Source organism: Haloferax volcanii DS2 (assembly GCF_000025685.1).
Classification (GTDB): Archaea; Halobacteriota; Halobacteria; order Halobacteriales; family Haloferacaceae; genus Haloferax; species Haloferax volcanii.
In genome coordinates this window covers 108,377-128,075 of sequence record NC_013967.1, presented here as the reverse complement: position 1 = coordinate 128,075, position 19,699 = coordinate 108,377, and the positions used below count along the sequence as shown (strand labels likewise).

28 protein-coding genes and 1 tRNA gene are annotated in these 19,699 nt (G+C 67.8%); 12 read left to right on the top strand and 17 right to left on the bottom strand.

Annotated features, from left to right (window positions below; genetic code table 11):
- The first annotated feature begins 45 nt into the window (after positions 1–45).
- Entirely contained in the window at positions 46–873 is an 828-nt protein-coding gene (locus HVO_RS05370; protein WP_004045250.1) for an alpha/beta hydrolase, read from the top strand.
- Positions 874–898: 25 nt separating this feature from the next.
- Here the strand turns inward: HVO_RS05370 and HVO_RS05365 are convergent, their stop codons facing one another.
- A complete protein-coding gene (locus tag HVO_RS05365; RefSeq protein WP_004045249.1) occupies positions 899–1,078 on the bottom strand; it encodes a DUF7470 family protein in 180 nt (59 codons plus the stop codon).
- 105 nt (positions 1,079–1,183) lie between these two features.
- On the opposite strand from HVO_RS05365, the gene eif1A reads away from it, so the two are divergent.
- The 5 genes from eif1A (at position 1,184) to HVO_RS05340 (ending at position 5,708) form a co-directional block, all read left to right on the top strand.
- Positions 1,184–1,474, top strand: a complete 291-nt coding sequence (eif1A, locus tag HVO_RS05360; protein ID WP_004045248.1) for a translation initiation factor eIF-1A — start codon at positions 1,184–1,186, stop codon at positions 1,472–1,474.
- Positions 1,475–1,575: 101 nt separating this feature from the next.
- A complete protein-coding gene (gene rio1, locus HVO_RS05355; RefSeq protein WP_004045247.1) occupies positions 1,576–2,448 on the top strand; it encodes a serine/threonine-protein kinase Rio1 in 873 nt (290 codons plus the stop codon).
- Positions 2,449–2,541: 93 nt separating this feature from the next.
- A complete protein-coding gene (locus tag HVO_RS05350; protein WP_004045246.1) occupies positions 2,542–3,084 on the top strand; it encodes a KH domain-containing protein in 543 nt (180 codons plus the stop codon).
- 252 nt (positions 3,085–3,336) lie between these two features.
- Complete coding sequence (gene thsA, locus HVO_RS05345; RefSeq protein ID WP_004045245.1) at positions 3,337–4,989, top strand: thermosome subunit alpha; 1,653 nt, start codon at positions 3,337–3,339, stop codon at positions 4,987–4,989.
- Between the two features lie 305 nt (positions 4,990–5,294).
- On the top strand, positions 5,295–5,708 hold the full coding sequence (locus tag HVO_RS05340) for a hypothetical protein (protein WP_004045244.1): 414 nt from the start codon (positions 5,295–5,297) through the stop codon (positions 5,706–5,708).
- Positions 5,709–5,894: 186 nt separating this feature from the next.
- Here HVO_RS05340 and HVO_RS05335 read toward each other — a convergent pair whose 3' ends face one another.
- From HVO_RS05335 to HVO_RS05320, 4 genes are all read right to left on the bottom strand, one after another.
- The gene (locus tag HVO_RS05335; protein WP_049914910.1) at positions 5,895–6,107 is read right to left on the bottom strand and encodes a hypothetical protein; all 213 of its coding nucleotides are present in this window, start codon (positions 6,105–6,107) and stop codon (positions 5,895–5,897) included.
- Positions 6,091–6,366 carry a hypothetical protein gene (locus tag HVO_RS05330; RefSeq protein WP_004045242.1) on the bottom strand — a complete coding sequence of 92 codons (276 nt, stop codon included), beginning with the start codon at positions 6,364–6,366 and terminating at the stop codon, positions 6,091–6,093. The genes HVO_RS05335 and HVO_RS05330 overlap by 17 nt, the downstream gene beginning before the upstream one ends.
- 413 nt (positions 6,367–6,779) lie before the next feature.
- Positions 6,780–6,853 (bottom strand) — tRNA-Arg (locus HVO_RS05325).
- A 43-nt stretch (positions 6,854–6,896) separates the two neighbouring features.
- Positions 6,897–7,274 (bottom strand): YccF domain-containing protein, encoded by a 378-nt coding sequence (locus HVO_RS05320; protein WP_004045241.1) that lies wholly within the window; start codon positions 7,272–7,274, stop codon positions 6,897–6,899.
- A gap of 139 nt (positions 7,275–7,413) precedes the next feature.
- On the opposite strand from HVO_RS05320, the gene HVO_RS05315 reads away from it, so the two are divergent.
- A complete protein-coding gene (locus HVO_RS05315) occupies positions 7,414–7,983 on the top strand; it encodes an AAA family ATPase (protein ID WP_004045240.1) in 570 nt (189 codons plus the stop codon).
- A 2-nt stretch (positions 7,984–7,985) separates the two neighbouring features.
- On the top strand, positions 7,986–8,402 hold the full coding sequence (locus HVO_RS05310; protein ID WP_004045239.1) for an RNA-binding domain-containing protein: 417 nt from the start codon (positions 7,986–7,988) through the stop codon (positions 8,400–8,402).
- 34 nt (positions 8,403–8,436) lie between these two features.
- Here HVO_RS05310 and HVO_RS05305 read toward each other — a convergent pair whose 3' ends face one another.
- From HVO_RS05305 to HVO_RS05290, 4 genes are all read right to left on the bottom strand, one after another.
- The gene (locus tag HVO_RS05305) at positions 8,437–9,456 is read right to left on the bottom strand and encodes a hypothetical protein (RefSeq protein WP_004045238.1); all 1,020 of its coding nucleotides are present in this window, start codon (positions 9,454–9,456) and stop codon (positions 8,437–8,439) included.
- Positions 9,457–9,530: 74 nt separating this feature from the next.
- Complete coding sequence (locus tag HVO_RS05300) at positions 9,531–10,091, bottom strand: magnesium transporter (protein ID WP_004045237.1); 561 nt, start codon at positions 10,089–10,091, stop codon at positions 9,531–9,533.
- Positions 10,092–10,673 (bottom strand): magnesium transporter, encoded by a 582-nt coding sequence (locus HVO_RS05295; protein WP_004045236.1) that lies wholly within the window; start codon positions 10,671–10,673, stop codon positions 10,092–10,094.
- A gap of 109 nt (positions 10,674–10,782) precedes the next feature.
- A complete protein-coding gene (locus tag HVO_RS05290) occupies positions 10,783–12,180 on the bottom strand; it encodes a signal recognition particle protein Srp54 (RefSeq protein WP_004045235.1) in 1,398 nt (465 codons plus the stop codon).
- Between the two features lie 90 nt (positions 12,181–12,270).
- On the opposite strand from HVO_RS05290, the gene HVO_RS05285 reads away from it, so the two are divergent.
- The gene (locus HVO_RS05285; RefSeq protein ID WP_004045234.1) at positions 12,271–13,245 is read left to right on the top strand and encodes a D-2-hydroxyacid dehydrogenase; all 975 of its coding nucleotides are present in this window, start codon (positions 12,271–12,273) and stop codon (positions 13,243–13,245) included.
- Between the two features lie 33 nt (positions 13,246–13,278).
- Positions 13,279–13,896, top strand: a complete 618-nt coding sequence (locus HVO_RS05280) for a LysE family translocator (RefSeq protein WP_004045233.1) — start codon at positions 13,279–13,281, stop codon at positions 13,894–13,896.
- Positions 13,897–13,938: 42 nt separating this feature from the next.
- Here HVO_RS05280 and ftsY read toward each other — a convergent pair whose 3' ends face one another.
- The 8 genes from ftsY to HVO_RS05240 form a co-directional block, all read right to left on the bottom strand.
- The gene (gene ftsY, locus HVO_RS05275) at positions 13,939–15,309 is read right to left on the bottom strand and encodes a signal recognition particle-docking protein FtsY (protein ID WP_004045232.1); all 1,371 of its coding nucleotides are present in this window, start codon (positions 15,307–15,309) and stop codon (positions 13,939–13,941) included.
- 32 nt (positions 15,310–15,341) lie between these two features.
- Complete coding sequence (gene pfdA, locus HVO_RS05270) at positions 15,342–15,812, bottom strand: prefoldin subunit alpha (protein WP_004045222.1); 471 nt, start codon at positions 15,810–15,812, stop codon at positions 15,342–15,344.
- Positions 15,812–15,988: a 50S ribosomal protein L18Ae gene (rpl18a, locus tag HVO_RS05265; RefSeq protein WP_004045220.1), complete on the bottom strand. Its 177-nt coding sequence runs from the start codon at positions 15,986–15,988 to the stop codon at positions 15,812–15,814. Before rpl18a ends, pfdA begins: the two co-directional genes overlap by 1 nt.
- A gap of 81 nt (positions 15,989–16,069) precedes the next feature.
- Complete coding sequence (locus tag HVO_RS05260) at positions 16,070–16,735, bottom strand: translation initiation factor IF-6 (RefSeq protein WP_004045218.1); 666 nt, start codon at positions 16,733–16,735, stop codon at positions 16,070–16,072.
- A gap of 3 nt (positions 16,736–16,738) precedes the next feature.
- Complete coding sequence (locus tag HVO_RS05255) at positions 16,739–17,017, bottom strand: 50S ribosomal protein L31e (protein WP_004045216.1); 279 nt, start codon at positions 17,015–17,017, stop codon at positions 16,739–16,741.
- Positions 17,018–17,020: 3 nt separating this feature from the next.
- A complete protein-coding gene (locus HVO_RS05250; RefSeq protein WP_004045214.1) occupies positions 17,021–17,173 on the bottom strand; it encodes a 50S ribosomal protein L39e in 153 nt (50 codons plus the stop codon).
- 150 nt (positions 17,174–17,323) lie between these two features.
- A complete protein-coding gene (gene thpR, locus HVO_RS05245; RefSeq protein ID WP_004045212.1) occupies positions 17,324–17,878 on the bottom strand; it encodes an RNA 2',3'-cyclic phosphodiesterase in 555 nt (184 codons plus the stop codon).
- Positions 17,879–17,904: 26 nt separating this feature from the next.
- Entirely contained in the window at positions 17,905–18,522 is a 618-nt protein-coding gene (locus HVO_RS05240; RefSeq protein WP_004045211.1) for a histidine phosphatase family protein, read from the bottom strand.
- A gap of 91 nt (positions 18,523–18,613) precedes the next feature.
- Here HVO_RS05240 and HVO_RS05235 point away from each other — a divergent pair, with 91 nt between their 5' ends.
- The gene (locus tag HVO_RS05235; protein ID WP_004045209.1) at positions 18,614–19,354 is read left to right on the top strand and encodes a tetratricopeptide repeat protein; all 741 of its coding nucleotides are present in this window, start codon (positions 18,614–18,616) and stop codon (positions 19,352–19,354) included.
- On the top strand, positions 19,355–19,657 hold the full coding sequence (locus HVO_RS05230) for a DUF424 domain-containing protein (protein WP_004045208.1): 303 nt from the start codon (positions 19,355–19,357) through the stop codon (positions 19,655–19,657).
- The last annotated feature ends 42 nt before the right edge of the window (positions 19,658–19,699 follow it).

Sequence of the window (19,699 nt, the reverse complement as noted above, 5' to 3'; positions counted from 1 at the left end):
CGCCGTCTCCCAAACCGATAGAAGCTGCCGACCCGACGACTCGGTATGCCCCGCCCTTCCGACGTTCTCGTTCATCGAAACCGAACCGTCGCAGACCGCGAGGAGCGCACGCTGACCGCGGACGTGTACTGCCCCGAATCGCCCGCAGCGACCGAGATAGCCGAAACGACAGCGTCGCCGGCGGCCGAACCGACCCGGCCGCTCGTCGTCTACGTCTACGGCGGCGCGTGGGAGACCGGTTCGACCGGCCAGTTCGCCCGCTGGGCGCTCGACGCCGCCGACGGGGGGTTCGTCGCGGCCGAGGTGTCGTACCGACTCGGGCACGAAGCGCCGTTCCCCGCGCAAATCGAAGACGTGTGCGAGGGCATCGACTGGCTGACGGACCGCGCCGACGAGTTCGGAATCGACACGGACGCCGTCGCCGTCGTCGGTCACTCCGCGGGGGCGCACCTCGCGTTACTGGCGGCGCTTTCGGACGGCGAGTTCGGTCGCCGGACAGATATCGACGCCGCGGTCGGGGTCTCCGGCGTCTATGACCTCCGAGCCGACGACCACGAGCACGCCGGCGAGTCGCTGCCGCTGTTCGAGAACCGGCCGTCGGCCGCCGAGTTGCGCCGGTGTTCGCCGATTACCTACGTGGATGACGACACCGACGCCGATGCCGACGCGCCGCCGACGCTGTTGCTCCACGGGAGCGAGGACTCGGTCGTCGCACCGGACCAGAGCGCCCGGTTGGCGGACGCGCTCGAAGGGGCCGGAACACAGGTCGAGTACGACGCCGTCGACGCGGCCGACCACGTCTTCTTGCACTCGTCGTACCACTATCCCGCGGTGCGAAAACGGGTGTTCTCGTTCCTCCGCGAATCGCTGTGAGCCGAGGGCCGGAGTCGAAGGCCCGTCAGGCCATCCCGAACATCTTCATGACGCCCTCGGCGAGGCCGCCGGCGACGAGGCCGAGCCCGGCGACGACGAACGCGAGGCCCGCCGCGACGACGGGGGCCTGAGAGGCGACGATACCGATACCCAAGAGCAGCGAGACGACGCCGGCGATACCCTTCGTACCGAGTTTGTCGAGCATACCACGACGGCGTTTCGGGACCGCCCTAAACGCGTCGTTCCGTCGGACGCTTCCTACCGGCCGAACGTCGGCGGATTTAACCATGCCCACGTCGAACGCTCGCGCATGAGCGACGACGAGAACGAGAGCCGCCGAGACCTTCGAATGCCGAACGACGACGAAGTGTTCGCCGTCGTGACGAACATGCTCGGGGCCAATCGTATTCGCGTCCGCTGTGCCGACGGCGTCGAGCGGACCGCTCGCATTCCCGGACGGATGCAGAAGCGAATCTGGATTCGAGAGGACGACGTGGTGCTCGTCGAGCCGTGGGACTGGCAGGACGAGAAGGCCGACGTGAGCTGGCGCTACGAGAAGTCCGAAGCCGACCAGCTCCGCCGCGAAGGTCACATCCAGTAACGCGCACGTCCGAGACGGCGCGCCGTTTGTTGTTTGTTCCCCGAAGACGCCGAACCCGGAGCCTGTGCCCTTTTCATCTCGCCTCTCGTAGCCCTAGTCCAATGACTGACGAGTTCGGCATGGTCGAACCCCAGGAGGGCGAAGCGTTCGGCGACGAGTGGGAGGAGATAGACGTCTCCGACGACGAGGCGGACCGCATCGCGCGCCGCAAGGACCGCGACTTCGACGAGTTCCGGATGCGGTTGAAAGACGCCGACCAGTTCAAAGTCGAGCAGTCGGTGTTCGACGACGCGACGTTCGCCGCCATCTACAAACTCGTCCAAGACGGGCACATCGACGCGTTCGGCGGGCCGATTTCGACGGGCAAGGAGGCCAACGTCTTCGAGGCGCTCGGCGGCGACGACGCGGACGTGGCGGTCAAGATATACCGCATCAACGCCTCCGACTTCCGGCACATGCGCGACTATCTCGAAGGCGACCCGCGCTTCGAGAACATCGGCCACGACAAGGGACAGGTCGTCCGCGCGTGGGTCAGAAAGGAGTTCGCCAACCTCGAACGCGCCCAGCGCGCCGGCGTCCGCGTGCCGAAGCCCATCGCGGTCCAGCGGAACGTCCTCGTGATGGAGCTCGTCGGCGTCGTCGACGACCGGGCGCGGCGGCTCTCGGAGGTGCGCGTCGAGAACCCCCAGACAGCCTACGAAGTCGTCCGCGAGTACATGCGTCGGCTCCACCGCGCCGGCCTCGTCCACGGCGACCTCTCGGAGTACAACCTCATCATCCACGACGGCGAACTCGTCGTCATCGACCTCGGACAGGCCGTCACGGTCCACCACCCCAACGCCGAGGAGTTCCTCCGGCGGGACTGCCGCAACGTGGCCAACTTCTTCCGGCGGCAGGGGGCCGACGCCGACGGCGACTCGCTGTACGAGTTCGTCACGGGCGACGAGGGCGAGGACGGAGACGGAGACGAGTAGCAACCCAGACCCGCCGCGAGACGGGTGTGCGACCGAGACACGCGGCGACCCGCCGAGCGAACGCTTAAACCACTCCGACGGGTATCGGGTGATATGCAGCACGTCAAGGTGCCGCAGGACCGTATCGGTGTTCTCATCGGCGAAGGTGGCTCGACGCTCCGAGAGATAGAGAGTCGCGCGGAAGTCCGACTCGACGTGGACTCGGAGAACGGCAGCGTCGCCATCGACAGCGTCGGCGACCCCGTACTCGGCATGGTCGCTCCCGACGTGGTTCGAGCGGTCGGCCGCGGCTTCGCCCCGGAGGACGCGATGGCGCTCCTCGACGACGACATGATGATGTTCGAACTCATCGATATCGACCGGCACACCCGAAACAAAAACGACATGCGGCGGCAGAAGGGCCGCCTCATCGGCGAGAACGGCCGCACCCGCGAGCTCATGGAGGAGCTGACGGGGGCCGACGTAGTCATCTACGGCACGACGCTCGGCATCATCGGCCAGCCCGAAGAGGTCGAGGTCGTCCGCCGGGCCGTCGAGATGATTCTCGACGGTGCCCCCCACGGCGCGGTGTACTCCTTCCTCGAACGGAAGCACAACGAACTGACCCAGGGCTTCAACGTCCGACAGAACAACTGAGACGCCACCGCCGACGAGTCCACCCCGACGCGACACGGCACTCGCCCGCATCGTCTTTTCACCGCACCCGCTTCGGGACTGGCGAGACCGCCCGGCGAAAGCCACAGATAAACCGCCGAAATCGACCGCCGTCTCCGGGTCTCGACCACCCCACAGTGTTGCGTTTTGGCATACCAATAAACGAAGCTTTTTTATAGAATCACAAACAATCAGGCGATGACTATGAGCCAGCGAATGCAGCAGGGTCAGCCCATGATCATTCTGGGCGAAGACTCCCAGCGCACATCCGGACAGGATGCGCAGTCGATGAACATCACGGCCGGGAAGGCCGTCGCAGAGGCCGTACGCACGACGCTCGGCCCCAAAGGGATGGACAAGATGCTCGTCGACTCCGGCGGGCAGGTCGTCGTCACGAACGACGGCGTCACCATCCTCAAGGAGATGGACATCGACCACCCCGCGGCCAACATGATCGTCGAAGTCTCCGAGACCCAGGAGGACGAGGTCGGAGACGGCACGACGACGGCCGTCATCAACGCCGGTGAACTCCTCGACCAGGCCGAGGACCTCCTCGACTCCGACGTCCACGCGACGACCATCGCGCAGGGCTACCGCCAGGCCGCCGAGAAGGCCAAGGAAGTCCTCGAGGACAACGCCATCGAGGTCACGGAGGACGACCGCGAGACCCTCACGAAGATCGCCGCAACGGCGATGACCGGTAAGGGCGCGGAGTCCGCGAAGGACCTGCTCTCCGAACTCGTCGTCGACGCCGTGCTGGCCGTCAAGGACGACGACGGCATCGACACGAACAACGTCTCCATCGAGAAGGTCGTCGGCGGCACCATCGACAACTCCGAACTCGTCGAGGGCGTCATCGTCGACAAGGAACGCGTCGACGAGAACATGCCCTACGCCGTCGAGGACGCGAACATCGCCATCCTCGACGACGCGCTGGAAGTCCGCGAGACCGAAATCGACGCGGAAGTCAACGTCACGGACCCCGACCAGCTTCAGCAGTTCCTCGACCAGGAAGAAAAGCAGCTGAAAGAGATGGTCGACCAACTCGTCGAGGTCGGCGCTGACGCCGTCTTCGTCGGTGACGGCATCGACGACATGGCGCAGCACTACCTCGCCAAGGAGGGCATCCTCGCGGTCCGCCGCGCCAAGTCCTCCGACCTCAAGCGTCTCGCCCGCGCGACGGGCGGCCGCGTCGTCAGCAGTCTCGACGACATCGAGGCCGACGACCTCGGCTTCGCCGGCTCCGTCGGACAGAAGGACGTCGGCGGCGACGAGCGCATCTTCGTCGAGGACGTCGAGGACGCCAAGTCCGTCACGCTCATCCTCCGCGGTGGCACGGAACACGTCGTCGACGAGCTCGAACGCGCCATCGAGGACTCCCTCGGCGTCGTCCGCACGACGCTCGAAGACGGCAAGGTCCTCCCCGGCGGCGGCGCTCCCGAGACGGAGCTCTCCCTGCAGCTCCGCGAGTTCGCTGACTCCGTCGGCGGCCGCGAGCAGCTCGCCGTCGAGGCGTTCGCCGAGGCGCTGGACATCATCCCGCGCACCCTCGCCGAGAACGCCGGTCTCGACCCCATCGACTCCCTCGTCGACCTGCGCTCGCGCCACGACGGCGGCGAGTTCGCAGCCGGCCTCGACGCCTACACGGGCGAGGTCATCGACATGGAAGAAGAGGGCGTCGTGGAGCCCCTCCGCGTCAAGACCCAGGCTATCGAGTCCGCGACCGAAGCCGCAGTCATGATTCTCCGCATCGACGACGTCATCGCGGCTGGCGACCTCTCCGGTGGCCAGACCGGCAGCGACGACGACGACGGCGGCGCACCCGGCGGCATGGGCGGCGGCATGGGTGGCATGGGCGGTATGGGCGGCATGGGCGGCGCAATGTGAGCGTCCCAGTAGGCCACCATACACCCACACCCTGATTCGAATCGACTCGACTCGCTCGGCCAAATTCACGACGTTTTTTGCGGCTTTACACCCGTTAGCAGCTGCTTTGCCCGCGGACGCGCCGGTTTGGACGCCGTTAATCGAGCGCCCGTGCCGCGCCGTCGGCTACCGCCCCGAGGCGGCGGGCGTATCGACAACTGATTCGTGACAGAAGTTGACAAAGCACTATGAATCATCCGATGTGATTCGTGAAACGCCAGTGTCCGCTCTATACTTATCTCCCGTGCCAGCGAATCTCACATCGTATGTCCCCACCCGAGAGCCCGGCGACCAACGCCGACTCGGACGCGACCACGCCCGCGAATCGGCCGCCGCTTCTGGCCGTCGTCGCGCCCCGAATCTCCGAGGCGGCGGCGCTCGCGGGACCGCTCCTCCACGGAGCCGGCCCGCTCGTCCGCGCGCCGCACAGTTCCGCCCCGTCACAGCTTCGCGCCACCCTCGCCGCGATGCGGCGACCGGACGCCCCGCTCGTCGTGGCGACCGATAGCGCGGCCGCCGTCCGCGACGCCGACCGCGTCCACGTCGTCGACGGCGGCGTCGTGGTCGAATCCGGCGCGCCGAGCGACCTCCTCGAGGTCCCCGGCGTCTACGCCCGACGCTACGGTGCCGAACTCGGCGCGAACTTCGCCGGTCGGGGAAAAGACGTCGATGACGAGTGACGGGCCGGCCGACACTCGGCGCTCCGGTTCGCCCCAACGTTCACCACCGTTCCCGTGATAGCGGTACGTATGGGAGACAGGGCGTGTTACCGCGAGTTCTGTCCGGACTGCGACGCGCCGGTGACTATCGTCGACGGCGAGTGCCCCGACTGCGGTCGGGAGTTGACCGTCGTCTGAGACTCGACATCACTCGGGAACTCGCACGTCGATATGGTGGACCGCGTGCGGGGAGAGATACCGGCCGCCCGGCACCTCGACCCAGCCGTTGACGAGCACCCGGACCGGCCCCTCGTGGAGCGCGGACTCCATGTCGGCGTCGCCGTGGACGACCGCGTCGTCTATCGTCTGTTCGAACCGTCCCCCGAACGGGGAGTCGCGGCGTTCACGACGACCCGGAATCGCCCGCCTCGGCGCGCCGGGCGAGGAAATCGACCAGCGCCGAGACCACGAGCAGGGCCGCGACGAATTGGAGGCCGTGAGCGACGTTCAGTCCGAGCGACGCCGCGAGTCCGAACTGTTCGATGACGTAGAGCGTCGCGGCGACGACGCCCAGACACCCGAACAGGAGTCTCGCGAATCGGCCGTCGAGGCTCGTCACGAGATTGTAGGCGGCGACGCCGAAGACGACCGCCGCGGCGACGATGCCGAGAACGTCCATGCGGGGCGTTTCGCGCCGCTCGACCGAAAAATGTTGTCATCCTAACTTGTAGGTCACACGTATCCGAGGTCAAGCCCCATAGTCGTCGAGAACAGAACCCGCTCAGGACAGGAGTAGGTGGGGCCGCCGATGCCGTCGCTCGGCGGTCTACCGCAAGGAAAAGAGCGCGACGGGATTGAGCAAACGCGAAGCGTTTGCGATGTCCGTCGCGCGAGCGAGGCCTCCGGCCGAGCGAGCGCGGCGGGATTCGAACCCCAGTCGCAACAAGTTGCTCCCTGATTCGAATCCCGCGCGTGGCGTTCCCACACGTCTCGCTACCACTCGGGGGTTTCAGCAACGAAAAGAGCGCGACGGGATTGAGCAAACGCGAAGCGTTTGCGATGTCCGTCGCGCGAGCGAGGCCTCCGGCCGAGCGAGCGCGACGGGATTCGAACCCGCGACCATCGGATTAGAAGTCCGACGCTCTGTCCGACTGAGCTACGCGCCCTCGATGCCCACAAACCGTCCCTGCAAGAAAAACGAATCGGGTTCTACCCGTCGAACCGATACAGCGACGTGACCGCGGGGAGCCGGTTGAGCATCCAGATGCCGACCGGGAGGCCGACGATGGTGAGCGTGAACAGCACCGCCACGTTCGCCCAGACCCAGCTCAGCCACCAGCCGACGAACACGAAGTAGACGGCGCGGACGACGACCGACCGCTGGCCGCGGCCCGAGTCGGGGTCGAGCCGGGTTTTCGGCTCCTTCAACGAGAGCACCGTCGGCACGAGGTTGATGAGCGCGACGCCGAGCGGGATGCCGATGACGGTCGCGTTCAGGAACCACGCGACGTTGACGACGGCGGGCGTCGCCCACCAGCCGACGAAGACGAACCAGAGGGCGCGGACGACGAACGAGCGCTGAGACATAGGCGTAGTACGCGGGCCGAGGCGAAAAGCAGCGGGGTGGTCGAGGTGAGGTGGAGCGGGGTGAAGGGAACCGGCGAAACCCGCCACCCGGAGCGACGTGAAGGGAGGCTTTAACAGCGCCAACGCGGTAACACCGGCTATGAGAGTCATCGGGACGGTCGGCCTGCCGGGAAGCGGCAAGGGCGAGCTCGCCGAGGTGGCCCGCAACGCGGGCGTACCCGTCGTGACGATGGGCGACGTCATCCGCGAGGAGTGTCGCAAGCGCGGCCTCGACCCCGCGACGGACCACGGGAAGATAGCGACCGCGCTCCGCGAGGAGGAGGGCGACGACGCCATCGCGGCGCGCTCGCTGCCGATGGTCGAACAGCACCTCGAATCGAACGACGTGGTGCTCGTCGACGGGCTTCGGTCGGGCGTCGAACTCGACCGTTTCCGCGAGGCGTTCGGCGACGACTTCGTCCTCGTGAGCGTCGAAGCGCCGTTCGAGACGCGCGCCGAGCGCCTGCTCGACCGCGACCGCGACGACAGCGACACCGACGTAGAGGCGCTCAAAAAGCGCGAACGCCGCGAACTCGACTTCGGGATGGGCGACGCGATGGACCGCGCCGACGTGGTCATCCAGAACACCGGCACGCTGGCTGAGTACCGCGAAACCATCACGAAGCTGTTCGAAGAGGGGCCGGAAGCGCTCGCGGAGGCCGACGCGTGAGCATGATTTACAGCGTCGACGTCCGCATCGAGGTGCCCGTCCGCGACACCGAGGTCACCGACCGCGTCGGCGACGCCGTCGAGAACATCTTCCCCGGCGTCGAACTCGACCACGAACCCGGACAGCTCGTCGGCGAGGCCCACGAGCTGGAGCGCTTCTCCGAACGCCTCCACGAGCAGGCCATCCTCGACACCGCCCGCCGCGAGTTCGCAAAGCGCCGCGACGACGACGGCTTCTCGTTCGCGCTGAAAAAGCAGGCCGCGTTCAAGGGCGTCGTCAACTTCTCCGTCGGTAACCCCGACGAACTCGGTGACATCGAAGTGCACGTGACCGTCCGCGACCCCTCCGTCGACGAGGTCATCGACTACATCGCGCCGCCGACCGAAGAGGGGCGGCCGGTCGACCCGAACGACCGCTAACTCGGCCGACTGCGGCGGGGACGCTTCTTGCGACTCAGGCGACCAACAGCGCCACCGCGACGGCGATGAAGACGATTTTCAGCCCCGTGTTGACGGCGATGACCTTGGACCCGAACTCGGGGCCCCAGATGCCGTACTGGAAGGGAATCGACCGCTTGAACGTCGAGACGGCGAAGGAGATGATGCCGCCGATGAGCATCGTCGCCACGGCCTGTCTCGGCGTAAACGTCTCGCCGATGGCGGGCGCGATGGTCGCCGCGCCGGTCGTCGTGTCGAACGCGAAGGCGACGACGACGGGGACGGCCGCGCCCGGCAGGCCGACGAGGTTCGTCAGCGGGCTGGCGAGCGCCGCGAACGATTCGAGGTCGGTCGTCCGAAGCAGGAGCGTGACGGCCACGTAAACGACCGCCAGCCGCGGGACGATGCGCCGAAGTTTCTTCCAGGTGCTCCGGGCGGCGTCGTCGACCGTCTCGCGGAGCGAGTCGTCGCTTTCGGCCGCGTCGCCGGAGTCGCCCGCGTCGGCGGCCGAATCGGCCGCATCCACCGCGCCGCCCGAGCCGTCGGTCTCGGTGACCGCGACCGGGGTCGTGTTCCGGTCCGCGAGGAGCACCGCGCCGGCGACGACGCCGGTCGCGGTGATGGCGAGCGCGATGGCCGCCCGCGCGCCGACGTACATGAAGCCGACCTCGCGGCCGAGGATGGGGATGAGCACCGGCCAGTAGAACGTGAAGATGTGCTGGACGAAGCCGAAGAACGTGTTGATGGTGACGGCGACGAGCGTCGCCCGGTCGTCGAGGACGCCCGACTCGCGGAACTCCGCGAGCATCCCGTAGCCCGCCGTCGTCGAGGCGGCGGTGGTGACGATGGCCGTCCCCACCTCGTCGGGGAGGTTCGCGGGGCTCGTCAGATACCGCGAGAGACCGGCGATGCGCTCGACGAGGCCGAAGGCGACGACGAGGTTCGCGGCGAAGACGCCCACGGCGATGTAGGCGGCGATGCGCGCGACTCGCGGAAGCACCTCGAACAGCACCGGGAGGACGGCCGACGGCTGCACGACCGACGGTCGGTGCCGAGCGAACTAATCGGCGTCGGTCGGCGGGAGGCGTTCGAACGTCGGGGGCAGCGGGGTCAGACGAGCACCTGCGCCACCCCGAACAGGACGACGACCCCCAGCACGTCGCAGAGGTTGGTGACGACGGGGATGACCACGTCGTCGGGGTCGAGACCGAACCGATAGGCGAGGTACGTCGCGGAAAACGTCACGACGACCGCGAGGACGGCCAGCGAGATCCCGCTCGATAAGGCGACGAGGACGACCTTCTGGAGGGCCAGCGACGTGTCGCCGGAGACGAGGAGCGTGGCGACCCACGCGCCCGCGCCGATGACTGGGAAGACCGTCACCGCGAGGGCGAGCGTGGCGACGGCGTTGCCCGCGAGTTCGTCGTCGCGGGGCGAAAACGAGAGCGTCCCGAGGTGGAACGACGTGGACAGTCGCGCCGCGAGGACGCTCCCGAGGTTCCCCGCGGTCCCGATGGTGACGGGGACGAGCACGAGCAGCGACGGGTAGCGGAACAGTTGCGCCTCGAAGCTCCCGAGAACGAGGCCGCTCCCGAGTTCGACGAGCGTGAGCACGAGCAACACCGGGAGCATCGCCCGCGTGATGGCGCGGACGGTCCACTCGGTCGGCACTCAGAACACCCCCGCGACGGCGAGGACGGTTCTGACGGCGATGAGTAAAAAGAGGACGCCGAACACGTCGCCGGTAGTCGTCACGACCGGACCGACGATGGTGTCGGGGTTGCGCCCGCGGCGGTAGCCCGCGAAGACGACGCTGACGACGACGACGGTCAGGACGATACCGGAGAGCAGGCCGGCGACGATGGCGACGCCGACGAGAATCGGAAGCGGCGCGACCCGGCTGCCGAGGAACGTGAGGAGGAAGTACGCGACGACGGCGGCGAACGTGCTCGTGAGCACGCCGTTTGCGAGCGCGGCCGTCGCGGCCGCCCGAAGGCGCTCGTCGCCGCCGGTGACGCGGGGTTCGATGAGCCCCTGGTGGAGCGCGGTGGCGATGCGAGCGCCGAGCGAGCCGTAGACGTTGCCGCGGGTCGCCAACAGCGCGGGAACGAGGACGAGCAGCCCCGGGACGGCCCGGAGTTCGGCCCGCATCCCCCCGAGGACGACGCCGGCGACGAGGCCGCCGACGAGGCTGGCCGCGAGCGCGGGCAAGGCTTCCTTGTAGGCCTCGACCGCCACGTCTCGCACGGTCATTGTGGGGTGCGACGGACCCGAGCGTTAAAAGTCGGCGGTATCGCGGCGCAGCGAGGCGAGGAACTCGCGCGGGCAGGCACAGAAACCGCGGCGAAGAAATCGCGCGCGTTCAGAACGGCCCCATGCCGCCGAGACCGCCCATGCCGCCACCGCCGCCGCCACCCTGGTTCTGGAGCTTCTTCATCATCCGCTGCATGTCGCCGTCGCCCATGTTCTGGAACTGCTTGATGGTCTGTTCCATCATGCGGTGCTGTTCGAGCAGTTCCTGAATCGTCTCCTCGTCCTGTCCCGACCCCTGCGCGATGCGCCTGACGCGGGACGCGCCGACCTTCCGGGGGTTCTCCAGTTCCTCCTCAGTCATCGAGTCCATGATGACCTCGAACGAACGCATCCGGTCTTTGGTCACGTCCATCGCGTCGTCCGGAAGCTGGTCTTTGATGCCGCCGCCGAAGCCCGGAATCATGTCGAGCACCTGGTCGAGCGGCCCCATCTTGTCCATCGCCTCCATCTGTTTTTGCATGTCCTTGAGGGTGAAGTTCCCCTTCATCATCTCCTCGGGATCCCAGTCCTCGTCTTCGGCCTGGGTCTCGGACATGGCGCGTTCGACGCGCTCGGAGAGCTGTTTCAGGTCGCCCATGCCGAGCAGCCGAGAGATGAAGCCGTTCGGCTCGAAGCGCTCGATGTCCTGGACCGTCTCGCCCATGCCGAGGAAGGCGATAGACGAGTCGGTCTCGTTGACGGCGGTCAGCGCGCCGCCACCCTTCGCCGTCCCGTCGAGTTTGGTGATGACGACGCCGCCGATGCCGATGGACTCGTCGAACTGCTGGGCCTGTTCCTTCGCCCCTTGCCCGATTGCCGCGTCGAGGACGAGCAGGTTCAGGTCGGGCTGAACGACGCCCTCTATCTCCTCGATTTCGTCGATGAGGTCGTCTTCGAGCGCGTGGCGACCGGCCGTGTCGACGATGTGCACGTCGGCGTCCTCGGTCGCTTCGAGGCCCTCGCGGGCGATTTGGACCGGGTCGTCGCAGTCGGGGTCGCCGTAGAAGTCGACCTCGGCGCGCTCGCACATCTGCTTGGCCTGGTCGTACGCGCCGGGGCGGAAGGTGTCGGTCTGGATGACCGCGGGGCGAAGCCCCTTCTTCGAGAACCACCACGCCATCTTGGCGGAGGTGGTCGTCTTCCCCGACCCCTGGAGGCCGGCGAGCATGATGGTCTGCGATTCGAGCGGAATCTCCGTCGACTCACCGATGAGGTCGACGAGTTCCTCGTAGACGATTTTCAGGACGTGGTCGCGCGCGCTCGTGCCGCCCGGCGGCTCCTCTTCCAGCGCGCGGGTCTTGATAGAGTCCGAGAGGTCCATGACGAGGCTGACGTCGACGTCGGCGGAGAGCAGGGAGCGCTGAATCTCCTTGACGATCTCCTGAACGTCGTCCTCGTCGAGGCGGGACTTCCCGCGCAGTTTATCGAGACTGCCGCGGAGGGAACTCCCGAGATTGTCGAGTACCATTGTGCCTTCCTACGCCGGCGCGCCGGTAAAGGCTTTATCCGTCGCGTTCGGGGCCAACACCTATCGGCTCGGCCCCCGACAGCGCACTCGATGACGACGATTCTCGTCCTCGACCGCCCCACGCACGGCATCCCGGCGTCGGAGTACGCCGCGGCCCTCCGCGAGCGCCTTCCCGACGCGACCGTGCGCCACCCGAAGACGACCGCCGAAACGCTCGACGCCGCGACGGACGCGACCATCATCACGAGTACGTCGCTCCCCGACGAGGTGCTCGACGCCGCCGACGAACTCCGACTGTTCGCCGGGGCGGCCGCCGGCTACGACCATCTCCCGCTGGAAACGCTCCGCGAGCGCGGCGTCCGCGTCACCAACGCCTCCGGCGTCCACGGCCCCAACATCGCCGAGCACGTCATCGGCTGGCTCCTCATGATTACCCGCCGACTCGACGAAGGACTCCGCCGCCAGCGACGCCGCGAGTGGCGGCGCTTCCAGTCGTACGGCGAGTTGCAGGGGTCGACGGCCACCGTGGTCGGCCTCGGTGCCATCGGACAGGCGGTCGTCGAGCGACTCGACGCGTTCGGTGTCGAGACCGTCGGCGTCCGCTACACGCCCGAAAAGGGCGGTCCGACCGACGAGGTACTCGGGTTCGACGACCTCGAGTCGGCGCTCGTCCGCACCGACTTCCTCGTGGTCGCGTGCCCGCTGACCGACGAGACGCGCGATCTCATCGACCGGCGGGCGCTGAGCGCGCTCCCCGAACACGCCATCCTCGTCAACGTCGCCCGCGGCGGTATCGTCGACACCGACGCCCTCGTCTCGCACCTCCGAAGCAACCGACTCCGCGCCGCCGCGCTCGACGTGACCGACCCGGAGCCGTTGCCCGAAGACCACCCGCTTTGGGGCTTCGAGAACGTCTACATCACTCCGCACGTCTCCGGCCACACGCCGCACTACTGGACGCGGGTCGCCGACATCCTCGCCGAGAACGTCGGGCGACTGGCGTCGGCGTCGGACGGCGAAACGCCAACGCTCCGCAATCAGGTCGTTCCGAGTCCGAATCCCTGAGCTACTTCCCGCGACGAATCATAGGCTCGCGCGATGACGACGCTCGCGTTCGGACTCGACGCCGCGACCTACCTCGCGTTCTGCGGCGCGGCGGTCGCGCTCATCCTCGCGCCCGGTCCCGACACGATGTACGTCCTCGCCCGCGGCCTCGACGGTCGCGGGCCGGGCGTCCGGTCGGCGCTCGGCATCGCCACGGGCGTCCTCTTTCACACGCTCCTCGCGACGGTCGGCGCGGCGGCGCTCTTTCGAACCGTCCCCGAGGCCGCCGCGGCGCTCAAGTACGTCGGCGCGGCGTATCTGGGCTACCTCGGCGTCACCTCCCTCCGGAACGACGAGTTCGACCCCTCGGTCGAGACCGACGCCGGGGCGAGTTTTCGGCGCGGCGTCCTCGTCAACGCGCTCAACCCGAAAGTCGCGCTGTTCTTCCTCGCGTTCCTCCCCGGCTTCGCCGGACAGGGCGCGGGAGCCGGCGTCAGGATGGCGGGTCTGGGCGCGACCTACGCCGCCCTCACGGCCCTGTACCTCTCGGTCGTCGCGCTCGGCGCGAACCGACTCGGGTCGAGACTCGCGGAGACGCGGGTCGCGAGCGCGCTGAACTACGTCGGCGCGGGGACGATGCTACTGCTCGGAGTCGTGCTCGCACTGGAGTGAGCGTGAGGCGACCGAAAGAAACGGACGACGGACCGAGTCCGATTACTCGTCTTCACCGAGCAGGCGTTCGACCATCTGCTCGGGGTCGAACTTCTCGATGTGGTCGTAGCCCTGTCCCACGCCGAGGAACAGGATGGGCTTGCCCGTCACGTACGCGATGGAGATGGCCGCGCCGCCGTTGGAGTCGGCGTCGGCCTTCGTCAGAATCGCGCCGTCGATGGCGGCCGCGTCGTTGAACTGCCGGGCGCGTTCGACCGCGTCCTGCCCGGCGACCGCCTCGTCCACGAAGAGGGTGAGGTCGGGGCCGACGACGCGGTCTATCTTCTCCAACTGCGCCATCAGGTCGTTCGAGGTGTGGAGCCGACCGGCCGTGTCGCCGAGGACGATGTCGATGTCGTGGGCCTCGGCGTACTCGACGCCGTCGTAGATGACCGCCGCCGGGTCGCCGCCCTGCTCGTGGGCGATGAGCTTCTTGTCGAGCGCCTCAGCGTGCTCGCGAATCTGCTCGTTCGCGCCGGCGCGGTAGGTGTCGCCGTTGGCGAGCACCGTCGAATAGCCCTGCTTCTCGAAGTACTTCGCGAGTTTGGCGATGGTCGTCGTCTTCCCGACGCCGTTGATGCCGGTGAAGATGAGCGTGACCGGCTTGTCGGCCTCGGCGATGCGCTGATCGAAGTCGAACTGCCCGACGCTGATGACCTCGTACAGCGCGTCGTGGAGCGCCTCGGAGACGAGTTGGCCGGTGCTCTCGACCTGCTTTCGCGTCTCTCCGATGAGCTTCTCGCGGATGGTCTCGAGAATCTCCTCTGCGACCTGCATCTCGACGTCGCTCTGGAGGAGCGCCATCTCGAGCTCCCAGAGGGGGTCTTCGAGGTCTTCCTCCTCGATGACGACCTTCCCCGTGGCGAACGCGGCGGCGCGGCGGAGCCGCCCCGGACCGGACGAATCGTCTTCGTCTTCCTCGGTCAGCGCCGCCTTCGCGGCGTCGGAGGCGAGCGACTCGCGCGGTTCGACCTCGTCGGCCGTCGGCTCGCCGCTCGGCTCGTCGCCCGTGTCCGCGCCGGCGTCGACCTCGGAATCCGGCTCCGGGGTCGCCGCGGATTCGGATTCGGATTCGGCATCGGCTTCGACCGCCGCAGACGACGACTCGGCGTCCGCGGGAGCGTCGGCCGCGTCGACCGCGTCGGCTTCGGACCCGGCGTCCGCGTCGCCGACGGCGTCGGCGTCCGGGTCGGCAGCAGCGGGTTCGGACGCCTCGGGTTCGACCGCCGCGTTGTCCGTGTCTGCTGGTGCTGATTCCGCTTCCGCGTCGGCGTCGGATTCGGCCTCGTCGGCGGCCGCCTCGGCCTTCTCTTCGGCGGTCTCTTCAACGTCGTTACGGAAGCGGTTGAGTTTCTTCTTCAGTCCGTCGAACATCTGAATAGTAGGAGGTGGGGGTAGGGGTTACCTTACTCGTCGTCGCCGTCGTCGCCCTCGCCCTGCATCTGCTGCATCTGCTGCATCTGCTGTTGCTGCATCTGCTGTTGGGCCTGCATCGCCTGCTCTTCGATCTCGTCGCTCTCCTCTTCGAGCTCCTCGATCTGGCCGCGAACGCTCGCGATTTCCTCGTCGAGCGCGTCCTGCTTGCGTCGCAGGGTCTCGATGGCCGTGCTCTGTTCCTGCTCGGCGGCGTAGTTCGCGCCGAGGGAGACGACGACCTCGTCGATGTCCTGGACTTCGGCGCGGAGATACGCGTCGCCGCCGAGGGGCACCTGCACCGTCGAGCCCGTTTCGAGCGTCTCGATGGCCTCGACCGCCTCGTCGATCTCGTCTTTCTCGTCGTTCAGGTCGGAGACTTCGGCTTCGAGCGATTCGATTTCCTCGTCGAGCGCCTGAAGCTCCTGGGAGAGCTGCTGGAGTTGCTGCTGACCGCCGCCCATCATGCCGCGGTCACCTCGTTGAGCTCGACCTTCGTGCGCTTGATTCCGTGCTCGCTCCCGATGAGCGAAAAGGCGCGTTCCTGTGCGACGTTCTCGTTCGGCGCTTCGACAGTCTTCGTGAACTCGTGGACGACGCCACGGCTCGTGAAGCTGCCCGTGATAATGAACTGGCTCATGCACGTCGGTCGGGTGGCGAGCGGGAAAGGTCTTCCTACTCGGAGCGAAACTGAAGCGAGAAACGGGGGGACGCGAGGCCCTCAGTCGATGTAATCGAGGGCGTCTTCGATGCGACCCAGCTCCGGGCCGGTCGTGTCCTCGCCGACGACGTAGCTCTCGTCGTTGGCGACGAGGCCGGAGCCGACGAGCGGTCCGCCGTAGTTGATGGTGCCGATGTCGGCGCGAACGTCGAGCAGCGCTTCGAGCGCTTCGAGTTCGGGTTCGCGCGACTTCGGGTGACAGAGGACGCCGCGGTTGTTGGCGACGGCCGCCGTCCCGACGGTTCGAACGTCGGCGAGGTCGCCGCGTTCGACGGGGACCTCCAGCGCCTCCTCGACGGCCGCGACGGCCTCGTCGGAGAGCTCCGCGTGGACGTACGCGCCGTAGTCGTTCGCAAGCACGACGTTGCCGGCGGCGTTGATGCGACCGGGAAGCTCGTAGACCGGGAGGTCCACGGCGTCGGTGAGAGCCTCCTTCTCGCGGGACGTGGCGCGGCTCGACACGAGAAGACCGTTCTCGTTACCCGTCGCTAACGCACCGACCGTTCCCGACCCGCCGACGGTCGTCTTGACCAGCGGCACGTCGAGTTCCTCGGCCATCTGCTCGGCGAGCGAGTCGTCGGCGTCCGGGCGGACCAACAGCGCGTCGTCGGTCGCGCGAGCGAAGACGCCGATGTAGGACGAACCGGCGAAGGAGGCGCGAAGCACCGTTTACTCGGCCGGTTCCGCTTCGACGACCGACTCGCCGTCCTCGTCGAAACGCGCGGCGCGGACGCGGAACTTGCTCGGCGGGCTCTGCCGACCGTGCGCCCAGATGTCCTCGTTGATCTGCGTGTCGAGACGCACGTTCTCGGCGTCGACCTTGAAGTGCTTCGCGAGGTGCTCGCGGATGAGCGTCATCGAGCGGCCCGCGCGTTCGTGTGCCGGAACCGCCTGCACGTCTCGGAGCGGGACGGTGACGACGCGCTCCTCGAAGTCGTTTGCGCTCATTGCTTACTCGTCCGTGTTGCTCCGCCGCCAGTTGCGACGCTTGGGGTTTCGCGTGACTTCCATGTCCGTCTTGAGCATGACCCACGCGGGGACGCGACTGTTCTGGCGTTCGAGCTTCGCCAGACGCTTCTTCTTGGACTTCGACTTCTTACCCATAGTGGGCTGTACTTTCCATCCTCCGCATAAAATCTTGTTCCTTCGAGTTTCGGGCGTGTGAGGGGCGTCCGCACGCCCGAATCGGCTGAAACGCGGCTCTCCGCGGGGGTCGGCGTCGCGGGCGGCCGACCGACCGACGACTGACGCGCCTCACAGCGAGACCCGCGCCACCGTCTCGTACTCGGGGCCGTCGGGGCCGAGGTCGCTCTTCTTCAGGCGTACCTCGCGCACGCGAAACGACCCGACCGTCGGTGACTCGCCCCCGACGACGCGCCGCACGAGGACCTTCCCGCGGGCGTCGTCCATGCGGGCGAGCGTGACGTGCGGCGTGAACTCGTGGTCTTCGGGGTCGAAGCCGAGTGCCGTCGTCTCGCGCTCGATGGCCTCGTGGAGCCGCGTCAACTCGGCCGCGCCGTCGTCGACGCCGACCCAAACGACTCGAATGTAGTCCAGCGAGGGGAAGACGCCGAGTCCGCCGACCGAGGCGTCGAAGGGGCCGACGCCCGCGGCTTCGACGGCTGATTCGACCGCATCCTCCACCGCTCCGACGCGGTCCGGCGACACCTCGCCGAGGAACTTCAGGGTGACGTGCGCACTCTCGGGGTCGGTGAACCGAAGCCCGTCCGCGTCCGAGAGCCGGTCTTGTACCGCGGCGACGCCCGCCGCGAGCGAGTCGGGGAGGTCGACGGCGAGAAAGCAACGCATGGCAGGTGGTTGACCCGAACCGGACGTTAACGTTCCGCCGGGTCGCGGTCGGCGTCACCCTCGCGGGCGGCCTCCTCGGGCGTCCACGTCCGGGCGATGCTGAACGCCTCGCTGTCCACGAACGTCACCTCGTACACGTCGGGCGTCGTCAGCCCCGTCCAGAACTCGCGGCCGTAGCGGGGGTCGTAGGCGTTGAACACGAGCGCCATGAGCGTGGCGTGGGTGCCGACGACGACGTGGCGGTCGGGGTACGCCTCGACGAGGCGGTCCACGGCGGCGACGCCGCGGGCCTGCGCCTCGGCGTGGGACTCGCCGCCGGGGTGCGACGCGTTCGGGTTCGCCCAGAGATGTTCGACGGCCTCGTCGAAGTCTTCGATGGGTGAGTCAGCGAGTTCGCGTTCTCTGAGATCGTCGTCGACGATGAGCGGGGCGTCCGCCGCGTCGGCGACGCCCTCGACGGTCGCGCGGGCGCGCTCGGCGGGGCTGGTGGCGACCACGTCCGCGAGGTCCGCGAGGCGGGCGGTGACGCGCGCGGCGTCGCGGCGGCCGTGACGCGAGAGGCCGGGGGTGCGCTCGGCGTCGGAGACGGACGGGACGTGGGCGTGCCGGACGAACGACACGACCGTCGTCGGGGGCGCGGACATTCGGAGACGCTCGCCCGCGGGAGGCTAAAAAGCGGTCGGTGTCGTCCCGCTGACGCAGCGTTTAACCGCCGTGACGCCCAAGCGCGGCTATATGACCGACGACGGCAATCGACCCCACCGCTTCTCCGAGGGACAGGGGTTCGACGAGGACTACTCCGACTTCTCGCTCGACCCGCCCGAACTCTCGGTGGACCCGACGAAGGTCGACCCGGTCGACTCGCGCGTCCTGACCGACATCCTCGACCAGCGGAACATCGACCCCGAGGACGTCGACGTCGAGAAACTGCTCGACGTGGCGCTCTCGTACATGCAGATAAACCGCTTCGAGGAGGCCACGGGGGCGTTCGAACGCGTCGCTCGGTACGCCGGCGACGACGACAACATCGCCCAGGAGGCGTGGGTCAACAAGGGCGCGGCGCACGGCCAACTCGAAGAGTGGGACGAGGCCATCGGCTCCTACCGAGAGGCGCTCAAACTCGACGACGACAGCGAGCACGCCGCGACGGCCCACACCAACCTCGCGTACGCGCTCTGGGAGGCCGGCCAGACGGCCGACGCGCTCGACCACGCGGAGCGCGCCGTCGAACTCGACCCGCGCTTCCCGCAGGCGTGGTACAACCGCGGCTTCTTCCTCCACGAGCGCGGCCTCAACGAGGACGCCGTCAACGCCTTCGACAACGCCATCCGCCTCGGGATGCGCACTCCGGGCGTCCACGAGGAGAAGGCGCGCGCGCTCGAAGAACTCGGGCGCGACGAGGAAGCAGAACAGGCCCAGCAGCAGGCCGACGACCTCCGCGAGCAGGCCGAAGCGGAACTCGTCGAGGAGTATTAGATGCTCCTCCGCGAGCGGGAGACCCCCGAGGGACTCCTCGTCTCGGTCTGCGACCCCGACTGCATCGGCGAGACCTACACCGACGACGGCGTCTCGCTGGACGTGACGGAGGACTTCTACGGCGGCGGCGAGGCCGAGACCGCCGACGAAGACGCCGTCGTGGACAGCCTCACCCGCGCGACCGTCGCCAACATCGTCGGCGAGGAGTCCGTCTCGGTCGCCATCGACGCCGGCCTCGTGGACGAGGAAACCGTCCTCGAAGTCGACGGCACGCTCCACGCGCAACTGCTCTGGCTCCGCTGAGCCGCCGTCGAAAATCGGTGTGCTCCGCGCTTCCGCGCCGGT